Genomic DNA, 25,208 nt, shown 5'->3' on the forward strand with positions numbered 1-25,208 from the left:
CGTTCAGCCCTGCCCGGCCTCGCGCCGCATCGGCGGCCACTGCCGGTAGGTCATCGCGCGCCACAGCCATTCCATCGGACCGAAGCGGAAGTGGCGCAGCCAGGCGTGCGAGAGGCCTGCCTGTGCGGCGAACAGCAGCAGCGCGAACAGCAGCTGCACGCTGCGTGGCATCATTTCGAACGCGCCCAGACCGTAGTGGTAGAACAGCCAGGTGCACAACACGGACTGGCCAAGATAGTGGGTCAGCGCCATGCGCCCGACCGGTGCCAGCCACGCAAGCCTCGCGCGCCAGTGCACGATCCACGCCAGATAGCCCAGGCACATCGGCAACCCTCCGATCGACACCAGCGCCATCGCTGCCGTCACCGGAAGATCGTAGGCCCCCGGGGCCAGATACGGCTTCCAGGCCACGCCGAGCAGCGTGACCAGCAGGCCGAGGGGCAGCGCCACCCAACGCAACACCGCGTACAGCCGCGGGAAGCGTTCTGGCGCCGACAGCGCGCCGCTGCCGGCAAACCAGCTGCCGATCAGGAACATGCCCAGTATTTCCGGGCCAGTGATCAGCAGCGCGCCCATCGACGCGCCAAATTCACCCAGGCGCTGCGCTGTGGCCTGCATCCAGCTGCCGTGCCCATACACCTGCCGCTGCAGGTCGATGCTCTGCTGCGCGTCGGTGAGCATCTTCTGCACGTCCTCGGCCGAGGCCATCGACACCATCGCGCCGACCAGCAGCATCATCGCCACGCCGCCCAGATAGACGATCGCGCCCATCCACGGCAGCCAGCTCCGTGGTGCCTCGCGGCAGGCCAGCAACGGCAACGACACCAGCGCATACAGCACCAGGATGTCACCGGACCAGACCAGCAGGGCATGGCACAGGCCGATCAGCAGCAGGCCGGCACTGCGACGCAGATAGAACGGGGTGAAATCACGCCCGGCCAGCTCGGCACGTTGCGCCATCACCGCAAAGCCGGCGCCGAACAACAGCGAGAACAGGGTAAAGAACTTGCCCTGCACGAACACGTAGACGAACGCATCAGCCCAGTAGTCGATGCCCTGCCAGTGCGTGTCGATGCCGGTGAAGGCCAGGTCCAGCGGTCCGCTGAAGGCCTCGATGTTCATCAGCAGGATGCCCAGCAGCGCGGCACCACGCAGCACATCCAGCACGGCGATGCGTTCGCCGGAGGCCATCGGCTGCAGGGAAGAAGAAGCGGCGTTCACGGGGCATCCGTCGGGCAGGTCCGCCATTATGCAGCCCGCCTGTGCGCCATGGATGGCCGCGCCGTGTTCCAGACACGCAACGGCCCGCCGAAGCGGGCCGCTGCTGCCATCACGATCGCGCTGCGATCAGTGGTGGTGACCACCGTCGCCGTGGACGTGACCGTGGTCGATCTCTTCCTGGCCGGCTTCACGCACATCAACGATTTCCACGTCGAAGTGCAGGTCCTTGCCGGCCATCGGGTGGTTCAGGTCAACGTCGACCACGCTCATGCCGACCTTCTGCACGGTCACTGCACGCGGGCCGAAGTTGGTCTGCAGCACGACCTGCTGGCCCGGGGCCAGCTTGGTGTTGCCGAAGTGCTTCTTCGGCACGCGCTGGGACAGGCCCTCGCGGCGCTCGCCGTAGGCATCGGCCGCATTGACGTCGACGCTGAAGGTCGCGCCGGCTTCCTTGTCCATCATGGCGTTTTCCAGGCCCGGGATGATGTTGCCGTGGCCGATCAGGATCGCCAGCGGCTCGCCGCGGTCCTTGGACGATTCGATCGGCTCCTGGCCGACTTCGGAAACGGTGTAGTGGAAGCGGACAACGCGGTCTTTTTCGATCTTCATGCGCAACTCTGTCTGGATCTGCCGGAGGCAGGCGGGTTGGGGCGGGTTGTCGCCCGGCGGGGACGCCGCCATCATGACGGCCAATCCAAGGTGGCGCATTATCCGGAGATCATGCACATCACGCCAGTTTCGTCCGGCCTGCGCCGGCGCTTCGCCCCGGCCCTGCTGCTGGCCCTGCCCCTGTTGCTGACCGCCTGCGGCGGCGGCAAGGCCACCCGCACTGCACCTAGCCCGCCTACGGCGAACTGGCCGAAGACCGTGCCGGACAACCGCGAGGCGGCCAACTCGGTGCTGATGCGCGCCATCAGCCTGGTCGGCACTCCCTACCGCTACGGCGGCAACACCCCCGATTCCGGCTTCGACTGCAGCGGCCTGGTCGCCTATGTCTATCGCGAGATGCTGGACCTGAAACTACCGCGCACCTCGCGCGACCTGGCGGCGGTACAGGGCCCGAAGATCGATCCGCAGCGCCTGGCCACCGGCGACCTGGTGTTCTTCGGGAGCCGCGGCAGCGTCACCCATGTCGGTATTTATGTGGGTGAAGGGCGCTTCGTGCACGCGCCGAGCACCGGCGGCACGGTACGCCTCGACTCGCTCAGCGGTCCCTACTGGAGAGACCACTACACAGGGGCGAAACGTGTCCTTCGCTAAAATGAACAGGCGATATGTTCAAAACTGTGACGCCAATCACTCGCAAACTAACGATTTACTAACGGAATTTTTAACTTATTGCCGCTTTTACAGGGCATGATGCCCCATCGTTTTTTTCCTGTGACCGACGCGTGACGACTGACGACCTGAAAAGCGAAGGCCAGACTTCCGTATCTTCACGTAGTGCCCGCCCGCTGTTGCTTGGCCTGGCACTGTGTCTGACCAGCCTTCCGGCCTGGTCGCAGACCGCTCCGAACCGCTCCGATGTGACCCCGGCCCCGGTGGCCGAGAGCACCGCCCGACCGGCCGCCAAGGCCGAGGCTGCCGCTCCCCAGCGCAGCCGCGTCGATGCCGCCGCCAGCGCCACGCTGGCCGCCCTGCTGCCGCACCTGGCCGCCAACGACACCATTCCGCTGATGGACCGCTCGGCCGTGGTGGCCGGTGACCTCAGCCGCCTGCTCGCCAACTACGACACCAGCAGCGCCGCCAATGGCAGCGTTGTCGGTACCGCTGCCGACAACGGCAAGGTGCAGTCGCTGCTGCGTCGCGCGATGACCCTGCTGGGCACCCCGTACCGTTGGGGTGGCAGCAACCCGGACAGCGGCTTCGACTGCAGTGGCCTGGTCGGTTACGTGTTCCGCTCGGCCCTGGGTATCGAGCTGCCGCGCGTCTCGCGTGAGATGGCACACGACGACAACGCCGAACTGATCAACGACCGCACCGCGCTGGCCGCCGGTGACCTCGTCTTCTTCGGCCGCAAGGGCCGCGTCGACCACGTCGGCATCTATGTGGGTGATGGCCGCTTCCTGCATGCGCCGAGCTCGGGCAAGGACGTGCGCGTGGACACCCTGCTCAGCGGCTACTGGGGCAACAAGTTCATGCAGGCCCGCCGGGTCGACCTCTGACCGGTTGGCGCCATCGCGCCGCCTGATGCGAGAAGCCGCTGCCCTGCAGCGGCTTTTTCGTTTGCGCCCCGGTGGGTGCCGACCTTGGTCGGCACCGCCGCCATCCACGCATGGCGTGGATCTACCAGCGGCCGCCCTTGGCCGGCACCGCATCAACGATCCCCCAGACAAAAGACCCGCCGGTCAGGGCGGGCCTTTCATCTCCACGCAGCTCAGCGCTGTGGCGGCGTCGGGTCGGGATCATCCACGCCCACGTTGCTGGACGGGTTGTCATACACCGCCTGGTCGAGCAGCCCGGTTTCCTTGGCCACGATTACCGGCACCAGCATCTGGCCCGTCACGTTGGTCATCGTGCGCATCATGTCCAGGATGCGGTCGATGGCATACAGGTAGCCGATGGTCTCCAGCGGCAGATTGGCCGCGCTCAGCACCACCGTAGCCATGATCACCGCGGTACCCGGAACACCGGCCGTACCGAAGCTGCCCAGCACCGAGGCGATCAGCACCACCACGTACTGTTCCGGGGTCAGCGGCACACCGCTGTACTGTGCAATGAACACCGCGCACAGCGCCGGATAGATCGCGCCGCAGCCGTCCATCTTGATGCTGGCGCCCAGCGGCACCGCGAACGAACCGTAGTCCTTGTTCACGCCCAGGTTGTGGGTGATCGAGCGCAGCGCCACCGGCATCGCGGCGAAGCTGGACGAGCTGACGAAGGCCACCTGCATGCCCGGCGCCGCGCCACGGAAGAACTTCAGCGGGTTCAGGCCGTGCGCCAGCAGCAGCGCACTGTAGACCACCACGATATGCAGCGCGCAGGCCACGTACAGGGCCAGCACGAAGTGCCCCAGCGGCAGCAGCTTCTCGAACCCGTAGCTGCCAACCAGGCCGGCAATCAGGCCGAAGGTGCCGATCGGGGTGACTTCCAGCACGAAGCGGGTCACCTGGATCATGATGTCGCTCATCTGGCCGACCAGCTTGCGCGCCTCGGTCACCTTCTCGCCCAGCTTGACGATGGCAAAGCCCACCAGGCCGGCGAAGAAGATCACTGGCAGGATCGAGCCACGGCCCGCGGCCAGCACGGTCTCACCGGCGGCATTGACCTTGGTGCCGATGCCGGACAGCGCATAGAAGACATTTGCCGGCACCACGTCCAACAGCACCTGGACGACGCTCGGCACTTCGCGCGGCACGTAGTTGCTGGCCATCGACAGCTGCAGGCCACCGGCGCCGGGCTGCAGCACGCTGCCTACGGCCAGGCCCACGCACACCGCCAGCGCAGCGGTGATCACGAACCACAGGAAGGTGCGGCCACTGAGCGCGGCGACCGATTTCTGGCCGTGCAGCGACGAGATCGCATTGATGACTGCGAAGAACACCAGCGGCACCGCGATCATCTTGATCAGGGTGACGTACAGCTCGCCGAGCGGGCCGAACCACGTTTCCGCGGCCGGGCCAAGCGCCCAGCCGGCCAGCGCGCCGAGCACGAAGCCACCGACCACGCGCTGCCAGAATGGAATCCGCAGCCAGGCAGAGACCAGTTTCATAGGCAATCCAGAGGGAAGGAAGGGATGCTGGCACGATAGCCCAACGGGGGCCGCGGAACGACCGCCACGCCGACAAATCAGTGTGTCATCGGCGTGCCTTGCAGGGGCGGGCATAATGAACGTCCCGTTACAGTTTGTGAGATCCCAGCGTCCATGCGCCGTTCCGTCTCCCTGTTGGCCGCCTGCGCCACCACCCTGCTGCTGGGCGCCTGCGCCAGCACCGCCCCCGCGTCCGCTCCGGCCGGCCTGAAGGTCGCCGTCGATCCCGTCGCCCACCCGGCCGGCGAGACGCCGCAGTGGTGGTACCGCAGCGGCGCCGCCCAGGCCGCCGCCAACGGCGCGATGTCCGGCAAGGCCAAGAACGTCATCCTGTTCCTCGGCGACGGCATGAGCCTGACCACGGTGGCCGCTTCGCGCATCTACGAAGGCCAGCAGAAGGGGGGCTCGGGCGAAGAGAACCTGCTGTCCTGGGAACGCTTCCCGGCCACGGCGTTCAGCAAGACCTACAACACCGATTCGCAGACGCCCGATTCTGCAGGCACCATGACCGCCATCACCACCGGCGTGAAGACCCACATGGGCGCGATCGGCGTCAGTGCCGGCAGCCGCACCGACTGCGCCGACAGCCTGTCCAAGGGCCTGTTGACCTGGCTGCAACTGGCCGACAGCGCCGGCCTGGCTACCGGCGTGGTCTCCACCGCGCGCTTGACCCATGCCACCCCGGCCGCCACCTATGCGCACTCGCCCGAGCGCAACTGGGAAAACGACACCGACCTGACCGAGGCCGCCAAGGCCGCCGGCTGCAAGGACATCGCCCAGCAGCTGCTGTCGACCTCTCGCTATGGCCGCGGCCCGCTGGTTGCCCTTGGCGGCGGCCGTGGTGAGTTCACCACCGTGGAAGAACGCGATCCGGAATACGACGACAAGGTCGGCCAGCGCCTGGATGGCCGCAGCCTGGTGCAGGAATGGCAGCAGGCCCATCCGCAGGGCGCCTACGTGTGGAACAGCAAGCAGCTGGCAGCCGCCGCCAATGCGCCGGCCATCCTGGGCCTGTTCGAACCGGACCACATGCGCTACGAGTACGAGCGTCCGCAGGATCCGGGCGGCGAGCCGAGCCTGGCCGAACTGACCGCAGCGGCGATCAAGAACCTGTCCCAGCACCAGGAAGGCTACGTGCTGATGATCGAAGGTGCGCGCATCGACCATGCCAACCACAGCGGCAACGCCTATCGTGCGCTGACCGAAACCGTGGCCCTTTCCGACGCCGTGCGCGTGGCCAACGAGCTGACCTCGGCCGATGACACCCTGATCATCGTCACCGCCGACCACTCGCACACGCTGAACTTCGTCGGCTACCCGGCACGCGGCAACCCGATCCTGGGCAAGGTGAAGGACAAGGGCGGCGAAGACGGCGCCGGCAAGCTGGATTACGCGCTGGACGGCACCGGCCAGCCGTACACCACGTTGAGCTACGCCAATGGCCCGGGCCATACCGGCAGCAGCAACCAGCAGCCGGCCGGCCCGAAGCGCTACCCGCACAATCCGAGCAGCTTCGAACCGGCCAACGGCCGCCCGAACCTGCGCGAGGTCGACACCGAGCATCCGGACTACATGCAGGAAGCACTGGTGCCGATGAAGTCCGAATCGCACGGCGGCGAAGACGTCGGCATCTGGGCACGTGGCCCGGGCAGCAAGGCGATCCGCGGTACGCTGGAACAGAACGCGATCTACCACATGATCGTGCAGGCTACCCCGGCCTTGCGCGAGCGCCTGTGCCAGGCCGGCACCTGCGACGACAAGGGCGTGCCGGTGCAGCTGCCGGTGCCGACCGCGTTCGAGCGCAAGGCCGAAGCCAAGTGATCGAACGGCAGGCCTGCGCTGCCCCCGCCGGCGGCCGCCTCGCGCGGTCGCTGGCCCTGTTCGGCATGCTGGCCAGTGCCAACGCGCTGGCACAGGCACCGGCGTGCAAGCTGCTGACCGACGAGCATGGGTTATGGCCGCTGCCCAACTGCGAAGTGGTCGACCACCGGCCGAAGATCCAGCCGGACACCCTGAAAGACCTGAACTTTGATGACCACGGCCTGGCCGTGGTGTATGCCGACCAGGGTTTCCACTACGTCGACCGCAAGGGCCGCAGCCTGCCGGTACTGACCTGGGACAACGGCCCGGAGATACCGGAAGAAGGCCTGCTGCGCGGCCGCGTCGGCAATCGCGTGGGCTACTTCGATCTGGCATTCCGCCAGGTGGTGCCGGGCACCTTCGATTTCGCCTGGCCGTTCCGCGACGGCGTGGCCGAGGTCTGCAACGGCTGCCGTCGCGGCACGCCGGATGCCGATGGCCACTCGCCGATGGAAGGCGGAGAGTGGTTCCGGATCGACCGCGCGGGCCGTCGGGTGAAGTAGGGGTTTCGGCAGGGCTGCGCCCTGCACCCGCTACGAGCCAGAGCAACAGCAACAGCCAAAGCGGCTCTGGTTTTCTGTGAGTTGGGCGGGGCGGTGTGGGGGGGCAGGACACGCCGTAAACCCGTCCCTGGGGGCTCGATGGCGCCATCCATGGCGCCAACGGTCCTGCCCCCCACACCGCCCCACCCCTGACAGATTTCCGGTGACGGCTGGACCATCCACGCTTTGCGTGGATCAGATCTGTGAGAGATCGAATTGAATCCGGGGTCAGATCCGTTTTCCGCAGGAAAACGGATCTGACCCCATCGGCATTTCCAACAGACTGCAGGAATCTGTCGAAGGCGGGGTGGGTCCGGTTGCGGGAGTGTCCGCGGCATGGATGCCGCGGCCAAGCCCCCAAGGACGGGTTTACGGCGTCTCCCGCAACCGGACCCACCCCGCCCACCTTCATGAAGCCAGCTTCTGCCGTTGCTGTTGCTCTGGCTCGTAGCGGGTGCAGGGCGCAGCCCTGCCAGGCAAACCCCACCCTATACTTGCCGCCGTGACTGCCTTCCCCGCCCTCGTTCCGCTGGATGCGCCGCTGCTGGTGGGTTACAGCGGCGGTGTCGACTCCACCGTACTGCTGCACTGGCTGTGGCGCTGCGCACAGGCCACCGGCACCCCGCTGCGTGCGGTGCACGTACACCACGGTCTGCAGCCCGCCGCCGACGACTGGGTGCGGCATTGCCAGCAGCAGTGCGCCGCGCTGGGCGTCGAGCTGGCCGTGCACCACGTCCAGGTCGACGACTCCACAGGCCTGGGCCTCGAAGGCGCGGCGCGCCAGGCACGGCGTGCGGCGTTCGCCACCGAGTTGCGCGAGGGGGAAACACTTGCGCTGGCACAGCACCAGGACGATCAGGCCGAGACCTTCCTGCTGCGCGCGCTGCGCGGCTCCGGTGTCGATGGCCTTGCCGCGATGGCCGAACATGGTCGGCTCGGTACGCATCGCCTGTGGCGTCCTTTGCTGCACGCACCGCGCAGCACGCTGCTCGACTATGCCCGGCAACACGCGCTGCACTGGATCGAGGATCCCAGCAACGCCGAAGACCACGCCGATCGCAACTTCCTGCGCCTGCAGGTGCTGCCACTGTTGCGCCAGCGCTGGCCGCACGCCGCCGCCGCGCTGGCCGGCAGCGCCCTGCATTGCCGGCAGACCCGCGAACTGCTGGATGAGGAAGACGCCGAACTGATCGCGCACCTGGAAGTGGCACCGCGCGTGCTGTCGCTGCAGTTGCTGCGCCAGGTATCATCGGCTCGCGTGGCACGCGTGCTGCGCACCTGGGTGATCGGCCATGGCGCAGCACCGCTGCCGGCCACAGTGCTGCAACAGGCACTGGATGAACTGCTGCCGGCCGGCAACGATCGCCAGGCACGGGTACGCTGGCACGATCACGTGATCCAGCAATGGCGTGACCACGCCTATCTGCTGCCTGCGCAACTTCCCAGCCTGCCGAGCGACTGGCAGACCGAGTGGGATGGGCAGGTACCACTCGCACTGCCCGATGGCGGCCAACTTCGGCTGCAGGGCGCGACCGCTTTCGAACAGCCACTGCAGGTCCGTGCACGCGTGGGCGGCGAGCGCATCCTGCTGCCCGGCCGCCAGCATTCGCACGCGCTGAAGGACTGCCTGCAGCGCGAACATCTCGCGCCGTGGCGACGCATGCAGCTGCCGTTGATCTTCGATGGTCCGCAGTTGCTGGCCGCCGCCGACGTGGTCATCGCCGCGCCCCTGCAGGCCTGGTTGCAGGCGAATGAGGCACAGCTGCAGTGGCATCCCGGCGGCTGGTGAATTGACCCCCGCGCGCGGCCCGTCCACACTTGCCGCATGGCCAAGAAGTCCCCCGAAAACGCCTCCCCGGTCGCCCAGTTCGAGCAGTCGCTCGAATCGCTGGAGCAGCTGGTGGAGCAGATGGAAACCGGCGAGCTGAGCTTGGAAGCATCACTCAGCGCTTACGAACGTGGCGTCGGTCTGTACCGGCAGTGCCAGCAGGCACTGGAGCAGGCCGAACTGCGCGTGCGCCTGCTCAGCGATCCCGCCCAGCCGGAAACTGCCGAGCCCTTCGATCCGCCCAGCCATGACGGCTGAGGCGCTGTTCGCGCGCTGGCGCGACCGTATCGAAAGCCAGCTCGACGCTGCCCTGCCCTCGCCTGCTGACCCTCCCCAGGGCCTGCACCAGGCCATGCGCTATTCGGTGCTGGGCGGTGGCAAGCGCATGCGCCCGCTGCTGGTGTACGCCAGCGGACACCTGTTCGGCGCGCAGGCGGAACACCTGGATGCGGCGGCGATGGCCGTCGAGCTGATCCACGCCTATTCGCTGGTGCATGACGACCTGCCGGCGATGGACGACGATGCCCTGCGCCGCGGCAAGCCGACCACCCACATCGCCTTCGACGAAGCCACCGCGATCCTCGCCGGCGACGCCCTGCAGACCCGCGCCTTCGGCCTGCTGGCCGATGCACCGCTGCCGGCCACCCTGCGCGTGGCCTGCCTGCAGACCCTGGCCCATGCCTCCGGTGCCGCCGGCATGTGTGGCGGCCAGGCGCTGGACATCGATGCCACTGGCCAGCAGCAGACGCTGGCGGCACTCACCCGCATGCATGCGCTGAAGACCGGTGCACTGATCCGTGCGGCGGTGCGCATGGGCGCGCTGTGCGGCCAGGCCCACGAGCCACAGCTGGCCCAGCTGGACAGCTTCGCCGATGCGCTCGGCCTGGCGTTCCAGGTACGCGACGACATCCTGGATGTCGAGGCCAGTTCCGAACAACTGGGCAAGACCGCCGGCAAGGACCAGGCGCAGGACAAGAGCACCTTCCCCGCCCTGCTCGGCATGGACGGTGCGAAGGCACAGCTGCATGAGCTCGCTGCGCGCATGCAGTCCCTCCTGGCCGGCTACGGCGAAGAGGCCGATGCGCTGCGTGCGCTGGCCACGCTGGCGGTGGAACGCGATCACTGATCGCTGGCGCGAGGCGCGCTCACCGGGCATGGCCCGGCGTTACCGCGCAACGGAAAACGCCCGGCAGTGCCGGGCGTTTTCGTATCCGCGTGCGGACGCTCTTACTTGACCAGGCGCAGCGCGAACGGGTAGCGGTAGGCTTCGCCGTTGTTGGCCTTCACTGCTGCAATGATGCAGAACACCAGGTTGAGCAGGCCGACGATCGGGGCCAGGATGCCGCCGATGATCACGATGGCCAGCACGATGCAGATCAGCATCGCGATGGTGATGGTGATCTGGAAGTTCAGCGCTTCCTTGGCCTGGTCGGTCACGAAGGACTTGCTGGCATCGTCCTTGTTGATCAGCCAGATGATCAGCGGGCCGATGAACCAGGTGAAGATGCCCAGCAGGTGCGCAGCCAGGGCCATGGTGCGCTGGTCGGCCGGTGCGTTGGTGGTGGCCGGCGGCGGCGGGACGTTATCGAATTCACTCACGACAAAACTCCTTTTCATTGGGTGGTCTTGACCCACCAGCGCAAGGCTGGCTGCGTCAGGCGGGCATAGCTTACGCCATCAATGCCATCAATCATTACCCGCGATGGTCATCCGCCCCAGCAGGATCGAGCCGGTCCGGATGTGCGAGCGCGGGTCAACGTCGCTGCCGACCGCCTCGATGCTGCTGAACATCTCGCGCAGGTTGCCGGCGATGGTGATGCCGTCCACCGGGTACTGGATCTCGCCGTTCTCGACACGGAAGCCGCCGGCGCCGCGCGAATAGTCGCCGGTCACCCCGTTCACGCCCTGCCCCATCAACTCGGTCACCAGCAGGCCATCGCCCATCTGCCGCGCGATCTCCTGCCGGGAGCCTGCGTTGGCGGCCAGTTGCAGGTTGTGCACGCCACCGGCATTGGCGGTGGTCTGCAGGCCCAGCTTGCGTGCCGAATAGCTGCCCAGCACGTAGCGCTGCAGTACGCCGTCACGGACCAGCGCCGAGGCACGGGTCGCCACGCCATCACCGTCGAACGCCGCCGAGCGCAGGCCACGGCGCAGGTGCGGCAGCTCGTCGATCTGCATCCATTCCGGGAACAGGCGCTGGCCAACGCTGTCCAGCAGGAAGCTGGCCTGGCGGTACAGGGCACCGCCGGACACCGCCGACAGCAGGTGACCAACCAGGCTGCGTGCCACTTCCGGGGCGAACAGCACCGGCATGCTGCCGGTGGCCATCGAGCGGGGCTGCAGGCGGGCGACAGTGCGCTCGGCGGCACGGCGACCGACAAGGCCGACATCCTCCAGGTCCTCGCGAGCCAGCGCGCTGGTGTACCAGCCGTCACGCTGCATGCCATCGCCCTGCCCGGCGATCAGCGCACAACCGACCGAGTGGTGGGTGCCGCGCTCACGGCCGATGAAGCCATGCGAATTGGCATAGACCGACAGGCTCTGCATGCTCGACACCGAGGCACCGTCGGAATTGCGGATCTGCGCATCGGCCTCACGGCCTGCGGTCTCGCAGGCCAGGGCCAGGTCCACCGCCTCGTCGGCCTGCAGCGACCACGGGTGCCAGCCGTCCAGGTCCGGGAAGTGGGTGGCCATCAGGCCGGCCTCGGCCAGGCCGGCGGCCGGATCGTCTTCGGTATGGCGGGCGATCGCGCAGGCCTGCTCGACGGTGGCTGCGAGGCTGCCCTCGTTCAGGTCACCAGTACTGGCACTGCCTTTGCGCTGGCCGAAATAGACGGTGACAGCGATCCCGCGGTCGCGGGTGGACTGCACGGTCTCGACCTCGCCAAGGCGGACATTGACCTCCAGCCCACGGTCCTCGCTGCAGCTGACCTCGGCCTGGCTGGCGCCCAGCGCGCGGGCGCGGTCGAGCAGCTGCTGGGAGAGGTCGGCCAGCCGTTCCAGCCGGGCCGGGCTGTCGTCGCCAACGGCGGCTTCAGGGGCGATCACGTTCAATGCTTTATCCTGTACAGGTTGGGCCCGGCATCACGCCGGGCGACTTTTTTTGAGATCAGGTAGGGACGATGCGCGGACGCGACGAAGAAACCGGTGAATTCCACGACAAGAGCCGCAGCCAGAACCGGCGCGACGCGCTCGACGTCCTGGCCCTGGGCGAGAAGCTGGTGTCGTTGACCCCGGCCCAGCTGGCGCGCCTGCCGATCCCGGAAGACCTGCTGCCGCACATCGCCGAGTGCAAGCGCATCACCGCCCACATCGCGCACAAGCGCCAGCTGGCATTCCTGGCCAAGCACATGCGTCGCGAGGAGGACGCCACGCTGGATGCGATCCGCGATGCGCTGGATGCCAACAGCGAAACCGGCCGCCGCGAAGTGGCGATGATGCACCGCGTGGAAGACTGGCGCGAACGCCTGCTGGCCGAAGGTGACAAGGCGCTGGCCGCCCTGCTGGACGACTACCCGCAGGCCGACCGGCAGCAGCTGCGCACGCTGGTGCGCAACGCGCAGGCCGAGAAGGCGAAGAACAAGCCGCCGCGTGCCTACCGCGAGATCTACCAGGTGCTGCGCGCGCTGATGCTGCCGGCGGCGCTGGGCCTGAAGGCCAGCGGCGAAGACGCTGGCCACGTCGAGACCGACGAGGCCGACGAGGGCTGAGTCCGCGCCGGTCGGGGTGGTGGCGCTGGCCATCGCCCGGCTCAGGCCTGGGTACCGCCGACGGTGATGCCCTCGATCAACAGCGAGGGCTGGCCGACACCCACGGGCACGCTCTGCCCGTCCTTGCCGCAGATGCCCACGCCCTCGTCCAGGGCCAGGTCGTTGCCGACCATGCGCACCTTCTGCATGGTTTCCGGACCGTTGCCGATCAGGGTCGCGCCCTTCACCGGCGTGGTGATGCGGCCATCCTCGATCAGGTACGCCTCGGTGGCCGAGAACACGTACTTGCCGCTGGTGATGTCGACCTGGCCGCCACCGAAGTTGACCGCGTACAGGCCCTTCTTCACCGAACGGATCATCTCCTGCGGGTCGTGCTGGCCCGCACGCATGTAGGTGTTGGTCATGCGCGGCATGGTCATGTGCGCGAACGATTCGCGGCGGCCGTTGCCGGTCGGCGCTACGCCCATCAGGCGCGCGTTGAGGCTGTCCTGCATGTAGCCGACCAGGATGCCGTCCTCGATCAGCGTGGTGCACTGGCTGGGATGACCCTCGTCGTCGATGTTCAACGAGCCACGGCGTCCGTCCAGCGTGCCGTCGTCGACGATCGTCACGCCCGGGGCGGCAACGCGCTCGCCGATCCGGCCCGCGTAGACGCTGGTGCCCTTGCGGTTGAAGTCGCCTTCCAGGCCATGGCCGACCGCTTCATGCAGCAGCACGCCGGGCCAGCCCGGGCCCAGTACCACCGGCATCACGCCGGCCGGTGCCGGTACCGCTTCAAGATTCACCAGCGCCTGGCGCAGCGCCTCACGGGCAAAGGCTTCCGGGCGGCCATCGGCGAACAGCGCCTCGTAGCCATAGCGGCCACCGCCACCGGCATAGCCGGACTCGCGACGGCCGTTGTGCTCGACGATCACCTGCACGTTCAGGCGAACCAACGGGCGCACGTCGGCGCCCAGCACACCGTCGCTGCGGGCGATCAGCACCGTGTCAACGCCACCGGACAGGCTCACCATCACCTGCTTCACGCGCGGGTCGGCGGCACGCAGATAGCCGTCCAGGCGCTTGAGCACCTCGACCTTGGCCTCGTTGCCGATGCCGTCGATCGGGTCCAGCGCCGGATACAGCGCGCGCGCATTGCCCCGCAGCAGCGAACGCCCGGTCTGGGCGCCACCTTCGCGCGAGATCGCACGCGCCGACTGCGCCGCAGCCAGCAGCGCGTCGGCATGGATGTCATCGGAGTAGGCGAAGCCGGTCTTCTCACCGGAAATCGCGCGCACACCCACGCCCTGCTCGATGGAATGGGCACCGTCCTTGACGATGCCATCCTCCACGCTCCAGCTCTCGCGGCGGGCGTGCTGGAAGTAGAGGTCACCAAAGTCCACACCGGGGCCGAGCAACTGCCCGAAGGTGCGCTCCAGGCCAGCGGTATCCAGGCCACCAGGGCGCAGCAGGCGGTCTTGGGCAAGCGTCAGGGCGATATCAGTCATGGTCTCGATCTGGGGGTGCGGGGGCGCTCAGGCAAGCCCCGTGAACGGGAACACCATGCTCAGCGTGAACGCGAGCGTGGCAGGTCGGTCACCGTCGGCGGAACCGCCGGTGCCGGTGTGGGTGCGGGCGGCGTCTTGTCGCGGCTGCGTTCGATCACTTCCACCTTCGGCTCCTTCCATGGACCGGTCACCTTGTAGGTGCGGGCGCCGATCTCGCCCAGTGGCTTGGACAATACCGCATTGGTCGCCGCGCCGAGCGCCGCGCCGACCGGGCCGCCGGCGACGGCCCCCACCACGGTCAGCAGGTTGCCGGCGCGCGGGTTCACGTCGATGGTCTGGTCGAACTGCTGGTTGCGCAGGTCGGCCTGGCCACGGATGGTGATGTTCGCCGCCGGACCCTCGATCAGTACCTTGTCGGTGCGCGCCACGCCCTGCCCGAACTGCACGCTGCCATCCACCTGGTTGAACGCGAAGCCCTTGGAGAAGAAGTCGCGGAAGTCGAACATCAGGCGACGCGGCAGCTGGGCCACGCTGAGCAGGCCGAGCACGCGGCCGGCGCCGGGCTCCAGTTCCAGCAGCTGGCCGTTGCGTGCGTGCAGGTCCAGGCGCCCTTGCAGGTTGGCGAGCTGGAAGTCCGAGGGACCCCCGCTCCACGACGCCTGCAGCTGTGCCTGGCCGGAACCGCCCCGCAGCTGGCCACCGTAGTCGAGGTTCTGCATCAGGCCCCCCAGGTCTTCACTGCGCACCTGCGCGGTCAGCTCGGTGCGGGCGCCACCGGTGCGGCCCAGCCAGCGGCCACTGATGTCGATCTCCTGGTCCGGTGCACGGAAGCGCAGCTCGTCCACGTTCAATCCGTTGGCCAGCGGCCGCGTGCGCAGCACCGCCTGGCCGAGCACGACCTTGCCGAACTGCAGGTCGGCGATGTCCAGTGCGAACGGCGGCAGCTTGGCCGGATCCATGTCATTGGCGCCCGCCTGCACCCGCGCTGGCGCGGCCGCGCCCGGTGCCGGCGGCAGCGACTGCCAGTGCACGCGGTCGAGTTGGCCACTGATGGTGCCCCCTTCGGCATTGGGTACGGTCAGGCGCCCGGCCAGCGAAGGTCCATCCAGCCGCACATCCAGTGCCTGCGGGCCCGGCTGCAGCTGCAGGCGGGTCTGTTCGAAGACGCCACCGATCAGCATCAGCTTTCCAACCTGCACGTCCACCGCGCGCAGCGGCATGCCGTCATCGTCATTGCCACCACGGGCCAGGCCGATCCACTCCAGCGCATCCAGGGTCGGGCTGCGGCCGTCGACGGACAGCCCGCTCGGCGGCGGCTCGCGATCGACATGGTCGCTGCCCAGGGTGACCTGCACACCGGTCTGGTTGTTGTGGCTACGCGCGGCCAGGGCCAGGCGCTGGCCAAAGGCTACGTCGATGCGGCCCGCGCCCATCGGCAGCTGCGCAGCCACCGTGGTCGCCAGCGGCTCACCCGCAGGCTTGTCCAGCGGCGCCGGCAGGTCCAGCCGGGTGCCGACCAGGTCCGAACTCAACCGCAGTTCGCTTGGCGGTGCCGGGGCTCCCGGCGCGGCCTTTGGCAGGTTGACCGCGATCGTCCACGGCGAGGTACCCGCAATATAGGGCTTGAGCCACGCCATTTCCGGGGCACGGTCAATCAGCACGCCGGCATCGAGGCGGGCCGTCAGCTGCGACTCGAACGCCAGCTTGCTGTCGTGCACGTAACCGCCGGCACGCAGGCTCAAGCGACCGTCCTGTCCGAGGTGGCGCACGGCCAGGTCTTCGGCACCGAAGCCACCGTTGCTGTAGCGCGCCTGCCCGTGCATGTTGTCGAAGGTCAGCTGGAAGCGCTTGTCCACCAGCTTCACGCCGCTCAGGTCAACCGTGCCCTGCAGATGCCCCTGGCCTTCATCCTCGTGCAGCGGCTGCAGCAGGTCGAAGGTCACGTGCGCCGGACCACTGGCGACCAGGTTGTCCAGGGTATCGCCATAGTCCTTGTGCAGCGGGCTCTGTCGCAGCATCGCCAGCAGCTTGGCGGCGTCACTGGGGGCATCGGCGCGCACGTACAGCGGCTGGTGACCGAAGTCCGGAATGCCGGCTTCGAAGGCCTGCACCGCCACCCCGGCCAGATCGCCGCGCCCACGCATGTCGAAGCCGGGGCCGATGAAGGCGATGTCGGCGTCCACCTGGCGCATCAGTGGCCAGTCGTGCTGGAAGCGGATGTCGCCGTTGCTGATGTGGCCGGTGGCCTCGAAGCGGCCATCATTGTTGTCGAACGGCCAGTCATCCAGGTCACCGCTGACCAGGCCGACACCGTTGCGCACCTGCCCACCGGCCAGTGCCATGTCCAGCCAGTCGGTGGCGCCCTTGCTCATCTTGGAGTGGATCCAGAAGCGCTTGGCCGCGGTCATCGGCACATCGTCCAGCTTGGCCGCCAGCTGCAGCCACGGCCGCGTACCGTCGCCCTGGAACCAGACGCCGCCACGCACGTCGGCCGCATAGTCGGTGCCTTCCACGCGCATCGCTGCAGTGCCGATGCGCCAGCCGCCGCCTTCATCGCGCCAACCCACCACCTGGCCCGCCAGGTGCAGGTCATGGCGCACGCCGAAACCGGTTGGCCAGTCGAACTGCAACTGGCGCTGCGGCTGCAGTTGGAGGCTGAAGCCATTGGCATCGCCCTCGAAGCGCCCGCCCAGGCCGCGCAGGCCCGGGGAATGCCCCACGCTGGCAAAGCCCAGCGACGCCAGTTCGCCCTGTGCCCACAACGGGCCATCGCGTTCACCGGCCAGCTGCAGCTCACGCACCTCCAGCTGCGGCCTGGACAGGAACAGCCAATGACGCAGGCCCGGCTCCAGGCGATCACTCAGCGCCAGCGCCCGCAGCGCGGTACCGGCCTGCACATCGCCGGCACTCACCCGCAGCTGTTTGCCGACCTGCACCTGCAGGCCATCGAGCTGTTGTTCGCCGTCTTCCGTCTTCAGACGAAGGCGCGGCACCTGCAGCGCCCAACCATCGGCCTGGCGCTGCCAACGCAGGCGTGCCTGCAAGCGCTGCAGCTGCAACTGCGGCGTCGCCACGTCGGGCATCGGTGCACCGTCGACGCGCACGTCGCGCAGGTCCGAATCGGTGGTCAATGCCACCGGTGCGAAATCGCGCAGGGTCAGCCACAGGTTCAGTTCGCCCTTGCCCTCGCGCAGGCGCACGCCACCGGCCGCCAGCAGGGGCGACCAGGCATGGAAATCGACAGGATCGGCACCCAGCCAGGCCTGGCCGTTGCCGCGCCCGCGGTCCACGTCCAGCACCGCGGTCAGTGGCAGGGCATCGGTCTGCGCCCAGGCGCGCACGCCCACACGCAGGCGGTCGCCGTTGACGCGCAGGCGCAGATCGATGCGCGGCAGCGTGGTGTCGATGCCCAGCGCCGGCGCATGCACGCCCAGACGGCCTTCGATCACCTGCAGCTCGCCCAACCGGCGCAGCGCATCCAGCGGATCGCCACCGGCATCGGACTGCGGCAGGCCACGCACCGACCAGCGGCCGTCCTCGCCCTGCTGCAGGTCCAGCGCCAGCCCGCGCAGGCGCAGTTCGGTCAGCGAGCGGCCGGGCAGCAGGCCGCTGTACATCGACACCAGCACTTCGGCCTCGCCGATCGCCAGGCCCTGCCCCGCGCCGATGCGCAGGCCCTTCAGCTGCAGCAGCGGGCCACGACGGGTCCACGCGGTCTGCAGCTGGTCGAAACGCACCGGCTGGCCGGCACGCTCACTCAGCCAGGCGGCAATCCTGTCGGGATGGCGCTCGGCCAGCGGCAGCAGCTGGCTGAGCGAGCCCACCAGCAGTGCAAGCCCGACCAGGCCCACCGCGCAGGCGGAAATGAAATGACGGCGGATCCTTCGCAGTCGCAGGCGCGGCGGCGCGCTCATCGGCCACCGCCGGCCTGCAGCCGGCGAGGATCAGAGCAGAACCACATCGAACTGCTCCTGCAGGTACTGCTCGTCCGCCTGGAAGCGGATGCTCTTGCCAAGGAATTCCTCCAGCTCGGCCACCGCCGCGGATTCCTCGTCGGTGATGCGCGCCACGACCTTGGTCGAGGCGATCACCAGAAGGCGCGCGGCATCGAACTGGCGCACGGCACGGGTGATCTCGCGGAAGATTTCATAGGTCACCGTCTCGGCGGTCTTGATGCTGCCGCGGCCGCTGCACTGCGGGCAGGTTTCCGACAGCTGGCGCTCCAGGCTTTCCACCGTGCGCTTGCGGGTCATTTCCACCAGGCCCAGCGGCGAGAAGTCGTACACGGTGGTCTTGGCATGGTCGCGGGCCAGCGCCTTTTCCAGCGTACGCAGCACTTGGCGGCGATGCTCGGCATCGTCCATGTCGATGAAGTCGATGATGATGATGCCGCCCAGGTTGCGCAGCCGCAGTTGGCGCGCCACGGCCTGCGCCGCTTCCAGGTTGGTGCGGAACACCGTCTCTTCCAGGTTGCGCTGGCCGAGAAACGAACCGGTGTTGACGTCGATGGTGGTCATCGCCTCGGTCTGGTCGATCACCAGGTAGCCACCGGACTTCAGTGGTACCTGCTTGTCCAGCGCGCGGCCGATCTCATCCTCCACCCCGAACATGTCGAAGATAGGACGATCGCCGGAATACAGCTCGATCTTCTCGGCCAGCACCGGCATGTACTTGGCGACGAAGGCCTGCAGCTGGGCGAAGGTCTCCTTCGAATCCACCTTCACCTTGTCAACGTCCTTGCGGATGAGATCGCGCACCGAGCGCAGCGGCAGGCTCAGGTCTTCATAGATGTTGCTGCACGAGGGGGCTTCGCGGCCCCGGCGCTCGACCACGTTCCACACGCGCGACAGGTAGGCGATGTCCTCGGCGATGGCCTCGGCCGGCTGGCCTTCGGCATTGGTGCGCACGATGTAGCCGTAGCCACCATGCTGGGCCGACAGTTCGGTCACCAGCGCCTTCAGGCGCGCACGCTCGGTTTCGTCCTCGATGCGCGCCGACACCCCCACCACCTTGGACTGCGGCAGCAGCACCATGTAGCGCGAGGGAATGCTGATCTGCGTGGTCAGGCGGGCGCCCTTGGTGCCGATCGGGTCCTTCACCACCTGCACCACGATGTCCTGGCCGTCACGCAGCAGCTCGACGATCGGCACGCTGGCCGGCGGCGGCAGGGTTGTGTTCTCGGTATCGGCGCTGGCCACCGGCGCCGGACGCACCACGTCGTTGGCGTGCAGGAACGCGGCGCGCTCCAGCCCAACCTCCACGAAGGCCGCCTGCATGCCCGGCATGACCCGCTGCACCTTGCCCTTGTAGATGTTGCCGACCACACCCCGGCGCCAACCGCGCTCGATGTGCAGTTCCTGCAGCATGCCGTTTTCGATCACCGCGACCCGGGTTTCGCGCGGGGTCACATTGACCAGGATTTCCTCAGACATCAGCAGCCTCCCTGGCGGCATCGGCAGTGGGGGCCGGCACGCCGCAGCGCGCCAGCAGACGATCGGTATGCAGCAGCGGCAGCCCCATCACGCCGGAGTAGCTGCCGGACAGGTGTTCGATCCAACGCTCGGCCCCGCCCTGGATGGCGTAGGCCCCCGCCTTGTCCAGCGGTTCGCCGGTGGCGACGTAGGCGGCGATGTCGGCGTCGGCGATCGGAGCGAAGGTCACTTCGGAAACGACCAGCTCGGTGTCCACGCCGTCGGCGCCCACCACCACTACGGCGGTCATCACCTGATGGGTACGTCCGGCCAGCCGCGCCAGCATCGCGCGCGCGTCGGCAGCATCGACAGGCTTGCCGAACACCTCGCCGTCCAGCACCACCTCGGTATCCGAGCCAAGCACCCGCGCCTGCGGGTCATCGGCCAGCACCCGGGCCAGCCCGGCGCGCGCCTTGTCGGCGGCGACCCGGCATACATACTGTTCGGCGCTCTCGGATGCGGCGCGCTGCTCGACGACCTCCAGGTCCAGGGCCTGGAAGGGGCGTCCGAGTCGGGCCAGCAACTGGTTGCGTCGGGGGGAGCGGGAAGCAAGATAGAGCATCGGCACAGCATAACCTGAGGCCGCCACCTGAATCGTCGGCAACCTGCTCCGGAACGTGGTCGACCCCGATCAGGCTCACAGCGCGTTCATCGCTACGACACCACCCTCATCACACAACAAGGAGTTCCCATGCGCCTGACTGCCACCCCGATGCTGCTTGCCCTGTCCCTCGCCCTTGGAACCTCGATGACTGCCCATGCTGCCCCGTCGTCGCCATCGATCGCCGCCGCGGCCGAAGGCACGCTGCTGAACATCTCGGCCAACGCCGAAGCGACCCGCGTGCCGGACGTGGCCACCCTGTCGGCCGGTGTGGTGACCCAGGCCGCCGATGGCAACAGCGCGATGCGCCAGAATGCCCAGCAGATGGACAAGGTGCTGGCCGCGATCAAGGCCGCCGGCATCGCCGAGCGCGACGTGCAGACCAGCGGCGTCAGCCTCAACCCGCAGTATCGCTATACCGACAACGAAGCACCGAAGATCACCGGCTACCAGGCCAGCAACACGGTCAGCCTGAAGGTGCGCGACATCGCCAAGCTCGGCAAGGTGCTTGATGCGCTGGCCGCCCAGGGCGCCAACCAGATCAACGGCCCCAGCTTCGAGATCGACCAGCCCGAGCCGGTGTATGACGAAGCCCGCCTGGCCGCGCTGAAGAAGGCACAGGCCCGTGCCCAGACCTATGCCAAGTCGCTGGGCCTGCAGGTGCGCCGCATCGTCAGCATCTCCGAGAATGCCGGTGGTGGTTACCGCCCGATGCCGATGATGCGGACCATGTCCGCTGGCGCTGCGATGGACAAGGCCACCCCGGTCGCCCCAGGCGAATCCACCGTGTCGGTCAATCTGGACGTGGTATTCGAACTGGGCCGCTGATCGCCTCCTGGTCCGGTGCACAGAGGCGGGCCCCGCAGGGGCCCGCCTTTTTCATGCGTGCAGCCGGCGCTGGCTGAAGGCCAGCCCAACGATCCTGACCCTGCCTCTAGGCAGTGGCCGTCCCACCGCGCTACTGATGGACTGCCAGCCGCGTGCGGCAACCCCGCCACGGACTCTGGTGCGTTGAGGACTTCGTCACTGGCATGGAGGTGGACCATGGTTCGTACGTATCCCGTTGCATCCCCGCACTTCGACCCCGCCCGCGTTGCCGCCTGGAGCGCGGCCATCGCCCTGCACCTGCTCGCGTTCCTGTTGCTGCTGATTCCGGCGACCTACCAGGCCGTGCAGGTCCCGCGTGACAAGACGACGGTCAGGCTGATCGAGAAGATCCCGCCAACACCGCCCCCGCCGGTGCTGCAGGAACCGAAGGAAGTCGCCCGGGTCGTGCCGAAACCGCAGGCACAGCCGGCGGCACCGCCACTGCCCGCCCCTACCGCGACCGCGGAAGAAACCCAGGGCATCGCGCTGCCGGCCGCCGAACAGGCCGCGCCGCAACTCGCACCGAGCATCGACAGCAGCACGCCGCTGGCCGGCGCCCAGCTGCAGTACCGCAGCGCACCGCCGCCGAACTATCCGGTGCCGGCCCTGCGCAACCACGAGCAGGGCACCGTGCTGCTGCGGGTGGAGGTCGACAGCAGTGGCCAGCCGGTGGCGGTCAGTATCGAGCGCAGCAGCGGCTCGCGGCACTTGGACCAGGCCGCGCGCCAGCAGGTGCTCAAGCGCTGGCGCTTTGAACCGGCCCAGCGTGATGGCGTAGCGGTCCCGGCCATCGGCCTGGTGCCGGTGCAGTTCTCGTTGCCGGACTGACGATTCGGAGCCGGTCCGACCGTCCGTCGGACCGGCCCCCGGGGCCAAAACGCCAAACTCGGCAAAGTCCAGATCCAAACGTTACGAATTAAGCAAAATTTCACGACTTCGTCACCCGTCGGAAACCTAGATTGACGCGTCCCGGATAGTCCGGAGACAGCCCTCAACGCTACGGTTTTCCAGTTAGGAGAGAAGCTGTGAAACACCTGATCCAACGGCCCGCCAGCCGCCGCCGCAACACCCTGGCATCGTCCATCACCCACATCCTCACCGGCGGCGCCCTGTTGCTGGTCGGCGCCGTGGCTTCCTCCTCCGCCTTCGCGCAGGAACAAGCCACCAACCTCGACCGCATCACGGTCACCGGCTCCAACATCCCGCGTACCAACACCGAGACGCCGTCCCCGGTGCAGGTGGTGAGCCGTCAGGAAATCGACCGCAGTGGCAAGACCACCCTGGCCGAGTACCTGCAGACGATCACCGCCGATGGCGCCGGCTCCATTCCCAAGACCTTTGGCAACGGCTTCGCCGGTGGCGGCGCCGGCATCTCGCTGCGCGGCCTCGGTGCCGGCTCGACGCTGGTGCTGTTGAACGGCCGCCGCATGGCGACCTATGGCCTGGCCGATGACGGCCAGAAGGTGTTCACCGACCTCAGCACCATTCCGCTCGATGCCGTCGAGCGCGTGGAAGTGCTGAAGGACGGCGCTTCGGCGATCTACGGCTCCGACGCCATCGCCGGCGTGGTCAACATCATCCTGCGCACCGACTTCGAAGGTGCGATCCTGCGCGCGTCCTACGGCCTGTCCGGCGATAGCGACGGCGATACCAAGAAGGCCACCCTGACCGCCGGTACCGGTGACCTGTCCAAGGATGGCTGGAACGCATTCTTCAGCCTGGATGTCGGCAAGTCCGACGCGATCAAGATCAGCGACCGCAAGAACCGCAAGTGGATCGGCACCGGCGACACGCGCCAGTGGGGCTATGACGCCACCGACGCGCAGTTCCTCGGCGGCGCCTACCTCAGCGGCCGCACCAACGGCGGCGTCGGCCCGAACGGCTCGGTGTTCAACAATGATGCACCGTCGCCGCACCTGGTCGCCCTGCCGGGCTGCGCCAACCTGAGCACCATTCCCGGCCAGACCGAAGCCTCTTCGGCGGCGCAGGGCTGCCTGTGGGATCCGGCACAGCAGTTTCGCGACCTGACCCCGGAAGAGAAGTACATCAACGTGTTCGGCCGCGCCACGTTCGCCTTCGGCGAAGGCGGCGAGATCTACACCGAGATCGGCTACTCGAAGAAGGAAACCATCTTCAGCAATACCCCTTCCAGCGTGTCCGGTGGCTGGGGCTTCCCCGGCGGTCCGAGAAACGCCAGCAGCGGTGCCGGCGCGACGATGCTCTATGCCGGGCATCCGGACAACCCGCTGCCGTACGCGGCGCGCCTGCGCTACAGCGCGTGGGACGTCGGCCCACGCGTGACCAACAACACCAACGAGTTCAACCGCTTCCTGGTTGGCGCCAAGGGCAACTGGGGCGACTGGAGCTATGACACCGCCTACCTGCATTCGGGCACCGACCTGGTCAACAAGCGCACCGGCTTCCTGCGTTACAGCTCGGTGCTGTGCGCGCTGGGCAACCCGAACTGCGCCGGCGGTACGTGGCGCATCGGCGACAACGCCAACCTGAACTCGCAGGCGCTGTACGACTACATCTCGCCGACCATCAGCGCGCGCGCCAAGTCCAGCCTGGACATGTTCGACTTCACCGTGTCGCGCAGCCTGATGGACCTGAAGGGTGGCCCGCTGGGCCTGGCCATCGGTACCGAGTGGCGCAAGACCAGCAACAGCCTGACCCCGCAGACCTACACCGACCAGGGCGACATCATCGGCCTGGGCTACTCGGCCTATGACGGTACCCAGAACGTCTATGCCGGCTACGTCGAACTGTCGGCACCGGTGCTGGAGCAGCTGGAACTGTCCGGCGCGGTGCGTTACGACAAGTACGAAAGCGGTGAGGGCAAGGCCACGCCTAAGCTGGGCGTGAAGTGGACCCCGGCCGACTGGATCGCATTGCGCGCCAGCTACGCCGAAGGCTTCCGCGCGCCGAACCCGGCCGAGAACGGTGACGGTGGCCTGGCTGCCTTCTCCAACGCCCGCGACCCGGTGCGTTGCGCCATCGATGCCGGCGAATGCACGCCGCGCTCGATCGCGATCATCACCCGCCCGAACAAGGACCTGAAGCCGGAAGAGTCCAAGAGCTACTCGGTGGGCCTGGTGCTGCAGCCGACCTCGACCACCTCGATGACCGTTGATGCCTGGCAGATCAAGCGCACCAACGAGATCGTGCAGGGCAACACCGCGGCCGCCATCCTGGCCGGCAACGTGCTGCGTGACTCCAACAACATTGGTGGCGTGCCTAACTCCGGCAGCATCCTGGCCGTCAACACCGGCTACGTGAACGCCAGCTCGTCGCGGGTCCGCGGTATCGATACCGATATCCGCCAGACCTTCGATATGGGTCCGGGCCAGCTGGAGCTGGACCTGCAGTGGAGCCACATCCTGAAGTTCGAGCGCACCGAAGGCGGTGAGACCGTTGACTATGCCGGCACGCACGGTAACTGCGACGTGACCAACTGCATCGGCACACCGAAGGACAAGATCAACTTCGGCACCACCTGGAAGCAGGGCGCGTGGAGCGTGAGCGGTGTTGCCAACTACATCAGCAAGATGGACAACACCGACAAGCGTGGCGGCGATTACCAGGCGTTCTATGAGGATGGCACGCCGGTGACGAAGATCTCTTCGTTCACCACCTTCGACCTGTCCGGCCGCTGGAACATCACCGACGCCTTCGAGCTCAATGCCTCGGTGGCCAACGTGTTCGACCGCATCGCACCGCTCGATCCCACCACCTACGGCGGCGTGAACTACAACCCGATGCACTTCTCCGGTGCACTGGGCCGTTACTTCACCGTGGGTGCCAAGTACACGTTCAAGTAATACCGTCTGCAGCATCACCTTCGAAGGCCCGGGCACCTGCCCGGGCCTT

The 25,208-nt window shown here is 67.6% G+C and carries 20 protein-coding genes; 11 read left to right on the forward strand and 9 right to left on the reverse strand.

Annotated features, from left to right (window positions below; genetic code table 11):
• Window positions 1-3: 3 nt before the first annotated feature.
• Both QP512_RS14470 and QP512_RS14475 read right to left on the reverse strand, forming a co-directional pair.
• Entirely contained in the window at window positions 4-1,248 is a 1,245-nt protein-coding gene (locus tag QP512_RS14470) for a DUF418 domain-containing protein (RefSeq protein ID WP_286069298.1), read from the reverse strand.
• Between the two features lie 99 nt (window positions 1,249-1,347).
• Entirely contained in the window at window positions 1,348-1,830 is a 483-nt protein-coding gene (locus QP512_RS14475; RefSeq protein ID WP_099554997.1) for a peptidylprolyl isomerase, read from the reverse strand.
• Between the two features lie 111 nt (window positions 1,831-1,941).
• On the opposite strand from QP512_RS14475, the gene QP512_RS14480 reads away from it, so the two are divergent.
• Window positions 1,942-2,481, forward strand: a complete 540-nt coding sequence (locus QP512_RS14480) for a C40 family peptidase (RefSeq protein WP_286069301.1) — start codon at window positions 1,942-1,944, stop codon at window positions 2,479-2,481.
• 197 nt (window positions 2,482-2,678) lie between these two features.
• Window positions 2,679-3,386 carry a C40 family peptidase gene (locus tag QP512_RS14485; protein WP_223224737.1) on the forward strand — a complete coding sequence of 236 codons (708 nt, stop codon included), beginning with the start codon at window positions 2,679-2,681 and terminating at the stop codon, window positions 3,384-3,386.
• Window positions 3,387-3,598: 212 nt separating this feature from the next.
• Here the strand turns inward: QP512_RS14485 and QP512_RS14490 are convergent, their stop codons facing one another.
• Window positions 3,599-4,933, reverse strand: coding sequence for a dicarboxylate/amino acid:cation symporter (locus QP512_RS14490; RefSeq protein WP_286069302.1), 1,335 nt, complete (start codon window positions 4,931-4,933; stop codon window positions 3,599-3,601).
• Between the two features lie 153 nt (window positions 4,934-5,086).
• On the opposite strand from QP512_RS14490, the gene QP512_RS14495 reads away from it, so the two are divergent.
• The 5 genes from QP512_RS14495 to QP512_RS14515 all read left to right on the forward strand — a co-directional run bounded on the left by QP512_RS14495 (window position 5,087) and on the right by QP512_RS14515 (window position 10,328).
• Window positions 5,087-6,793, forward strand: coding sequence for an alkaline phosphatase (locus QP512_RS14495; RefSeq protein ID WP_286069303.1), 1,707 nt, complete (start codon window positions 5,087-5,089; stop codon window positions 6,791-6,793).
• Window positions 6,790-7,335 carry a WG repeat-containing protein gene (locus tag QP512_RS14500; RefSeq protein ID WP_286069304.1) on the forward strand — a complete coding sequence of 182 codons (546 nt, stop codon included), beginning with the start codon at window positions 6,790-6,792 and terminating at the stop codon, window positions 7,333-7,335. Before QP512_RS14495 ends, QP512_RS14500 begins: the two co-directional genes overlap by 4 nt.
• 541 nt (window positions 7,336-7,876) lie before the next feature.
• On the forward strand, window positions 7,877-9,163 hold the full coding sequence (gene tilS, locus QP512_RS14505; RefSeq protein WP_286069305.1) for a tRNA lysidine(34) synthetase TilS: 1,287 nt from the start codon (window positions 7,877-7,879) through the stop codon (window positions 9,161-9,163).
• A gap of 36 nt (window positions 9,164-9,199) precedes the next feature.
• A complete protein-coding gene (locus QP512_RS14510) occupies window positions 9,200-9,460 on the forward strand; it encodes an exodeoxyribonuclease VII small subunit (protein ID WP_006381978.1) in 261 nt (86 codons plus the stop codon).
• Window positions 9,450-10,328, forward strand: a complete 879-nt coding sequence (locus QP512_RS14515) for a farnesyl diphosphate synthase (protein WP_286069306.1) — start codon at window positions 9,450-9,452, stop codon at window positions 10,326-10,328. Before QP512_RS14510 ends, QP512_RS14515 begins: the two co-directional genes overlap by 11 nt.
• 101 nt (window positions 10,329-10,429) lie before the next feature.
• Here QP512_RS14515 and QP512_RS14520 read toward each other — a convergent pair whose 3' ends face one another.
• Entirely contained in the window at window positions 10,430-10,801 is a 372-nt protein-coding gene (locus tag QP512_RS14520; protein ID WP_286069307.1) for a DUF4870 domain-containing protein, read from the reverse strand.
• 87 nt (window positions 10,802-10,888) lie between these two features.
• Entirely contained in the window at window positions 10,889-12,256 is a 1,368-nt protein-coding gene (gene pmbA / locus QP512_RS14525) for a metalloprotease PmbA (RefSeq protein ID WP_286069308.1), read from the reverse strand.
• Between the two features lie 68 nt (window positions 12,257-12,324).
• Here pmbA and yjgA point away from each other — a divergent pair, with 68 nt between their 5' ends.
• A complete protein-coding gene (gene yjgA / locus QP512_RS14530; protein ID WP_049437338.1) occupies window positions 12,325-12,912 on the forward strand; it encodes a ribosome biogenesis factor YjgA in 588 nt (195 codons plus the stop codon).
• A 41-nt stretch (window positions 12,913-12,953) separates the two neighbouring features.
• Here the strand turns inward: yjgA and tldD are convergent, their stop codons facing one another.
• The 4 genes from tldD to QP512_RS14550 are packed head-to-tail and all read right to left on the reverse strand — an operon-like array spanning window position 12,954 to window position 20,432.
• A complete protein-coding gene (gene tldD / locus QP512_RS14535) occupies window positions 12,954-14,399 on the reverse strand; it encodes a metalloprotease TldD (RefSeq protein ID WP_286069309.1) in 1,446 nt (481 codons plus the stop codon).
• Between the two features lie 59 nt (window positions 14,400-14,458).
• Complete coding sequence (locus QP512_RS14540) at window positions 14,459-18,313, reverse strand: YhdP family protein (protein WP_286069310.1); 3,855 nt, start codon at window positions 18,311-18,313, stop codon at window positions 14,459-14,461.
• Window positions 18,314-18,343: 30 nt separating this feature from the next.
• Entirely contained in the window at window positions 18,344-19,831 is a 1,488-nt protein-coding gene (rng, locus tag QP512_RS14545) for a ribonuclease G (RefSeq protein WP_286069312.1), read from the reverse strand.
• Entirely contained in the window at window positions 19,824-20,432 is a 609-nt protein-coding gene (locus QP512_RS14550; RefSeq protein WP_286069314.1) for a Maf family nucleotide pyrophosphatase, read from the reverse strand. Before QP512_RS14550 ends, rng begins: the two co-directional genes overlap by 8 nt.
• A 129-nt stretch (window positions 20,433-20,561) precedes the next feature.
• Between QP512_RS14550 and QP512_RS14555 the strand changes: the two genes are divergently transcribed.
• The 3 genes from QP512_RS14555 (at window position 20,562) to QP512_RS14565 (ending at window position 25,159) form a co-directional block, all read left to right on the forward strand.
• Entirely contained in the window at window positions 20,562-21,299 is a 738-nt protein-coding gene (locus QP512_RS14555) for an SIMPL domain-containing protein (protein WP_286069315.1), read from the forward strand.
• 216 nt (window positions 21,300-21,515) lie between these two features.
• Complete coding sequence (locus QP512_RS14560) at window positions 21,516-22,166, forward strand: energy transducer TonB (protein ID WP_286069316.1); 651 nt, start codon at window positions 21,516-21,518, stop codon at window positions 22,164-22,166.
• A 197-nt stretch (window positions 22,167-22,363) separates the two neighbouring features.
• Entirely contained in the window at window positions 22,364-25,159 is a 2,796-nt protein-coding gene (locus tag QP512_RS14565) for a TonB-dependent receptor (RefSeq protein WP_286069318.1), read from the forward strand.
• Window positions 25,160-25,208 lie beyond the last annotated feature (49 nt).

Source organism: Stenotrophomonas sp. 57, from assembly GCF_030291075.1.
In the GTDB taxonomy this organism is placed as follows: domain Bacteria; phylum Pseudomonadota; class Gammaproteobacteria; order Xanthomonadales; family Xanthomonadaceae; genus Stenotrophomonas.

What these genes read in the sequence shown, in the direction of transcription:
- QP512_RS14470 (WP_286069298.1), bottom strand. Translation starts at nt 1,248, where the DNA reads ATGGCGGACCTGCCCGACGGATGCCCCGTGAACGCCGCTTCTTCTTCC.
- QP512_RS14475 (WP_099554997.1), bottom strand. Translation starts at nt 1,830, where the DNA reads ATGAAGATCGAAAAAGACCGCGTTGTCCGCTTCCACTACACCGTTTCC.
- QP512_RS14480 (WP_286069301.1), top strand. Translation starts at nt 1,942, where the DNA reads ATGCACATCACGCCAGTTTCGTCCGGCCTGCGCCGGCGCTTCGCCCCG.
- QP512_RS14490 (WP_286069302.1), bottom strand. Translation starts at nt 4,933, where the DNA reads ATGAAACTGGTCTCTGCCTGGCTGCGGATTCCATTCTGGCAGCGCGTG.
- QP512_RS14495 (WP_286069303.1), top strand. Translation starts at nt 5,087, where the DNA reads ATGCGCCGTTCCGTCTCCCTGTTGGCCGCCTGCGCCACCACCCTGCTG.
- QP512_RS14510 (WP_006381978.1), top strand. Translation starts at nt 9,200, where the DNA reads ATGGCCAAGAAGTCCCCCGAAAACGCCTCCCCGGTCGCCCAGTTCGAG.
- QP512_RS14515 (WP_286069306.1), top strand. Translation starts at nt 9,450, where the DNA reads ATGACGGCTGAGGCGCTGTTCGCGCGCTGGCGCGACCGTATCGAAAGC.
- yjgA (WP_049437338.1), top strand. Translation starts at nt 12,325, where the DNA reads ATGCGCGGACGCGACGAAGAAACCGGTGAATTCCACGACAAGAGCCGC.
- tldD (WP_286069309.1), bottom strand. Translation starts at nt 14,399, where the DNA reads ATGACTGATATCGCCCTGACGCTTGCCCAAGACCGCCTGCTGCGCCCT.
- QP512_RS14540 (WP_286069310.1), bottom strand. Translation starts at nt 18,313, where the DNA reads ATGAGCGCGCCGCCGCGCCTGCGACTGCGAAGGATCCGCCGTCATTTC.
- rng (WP_286069312.1), bottom strand. Translation starts at nt 19,831, where the DNA reads ATGTCTGAGGAAATCCTGGTCAATGTGACCCCGCGCGAAACCCGGGTC.
- QP512_RS14550 (WP_286069314.1), bottom strand. Translation starts at nt 20,432, where the DNA reads ATGCTCTATCTTGCTTCCCGCTCCCCCCGACGCAACCAGTTGCTGGCC.
- QP512_RS14555 (WP_286069315.1), top strand. Translation starts at nt 20,562, where the DNA reads ATGCGCCTGACTGCCACCCCGATGCTGCTTGCCCTGTCCCTCGCCCTT.
- QP512_RS14560 (WP_286069316.1), top strand. Translation starts at nt 21,516, where the DNA reads ATGGTTCGTACGTATCCCGTTGCATCCCCGCACTTCGACCCCGCCCGC.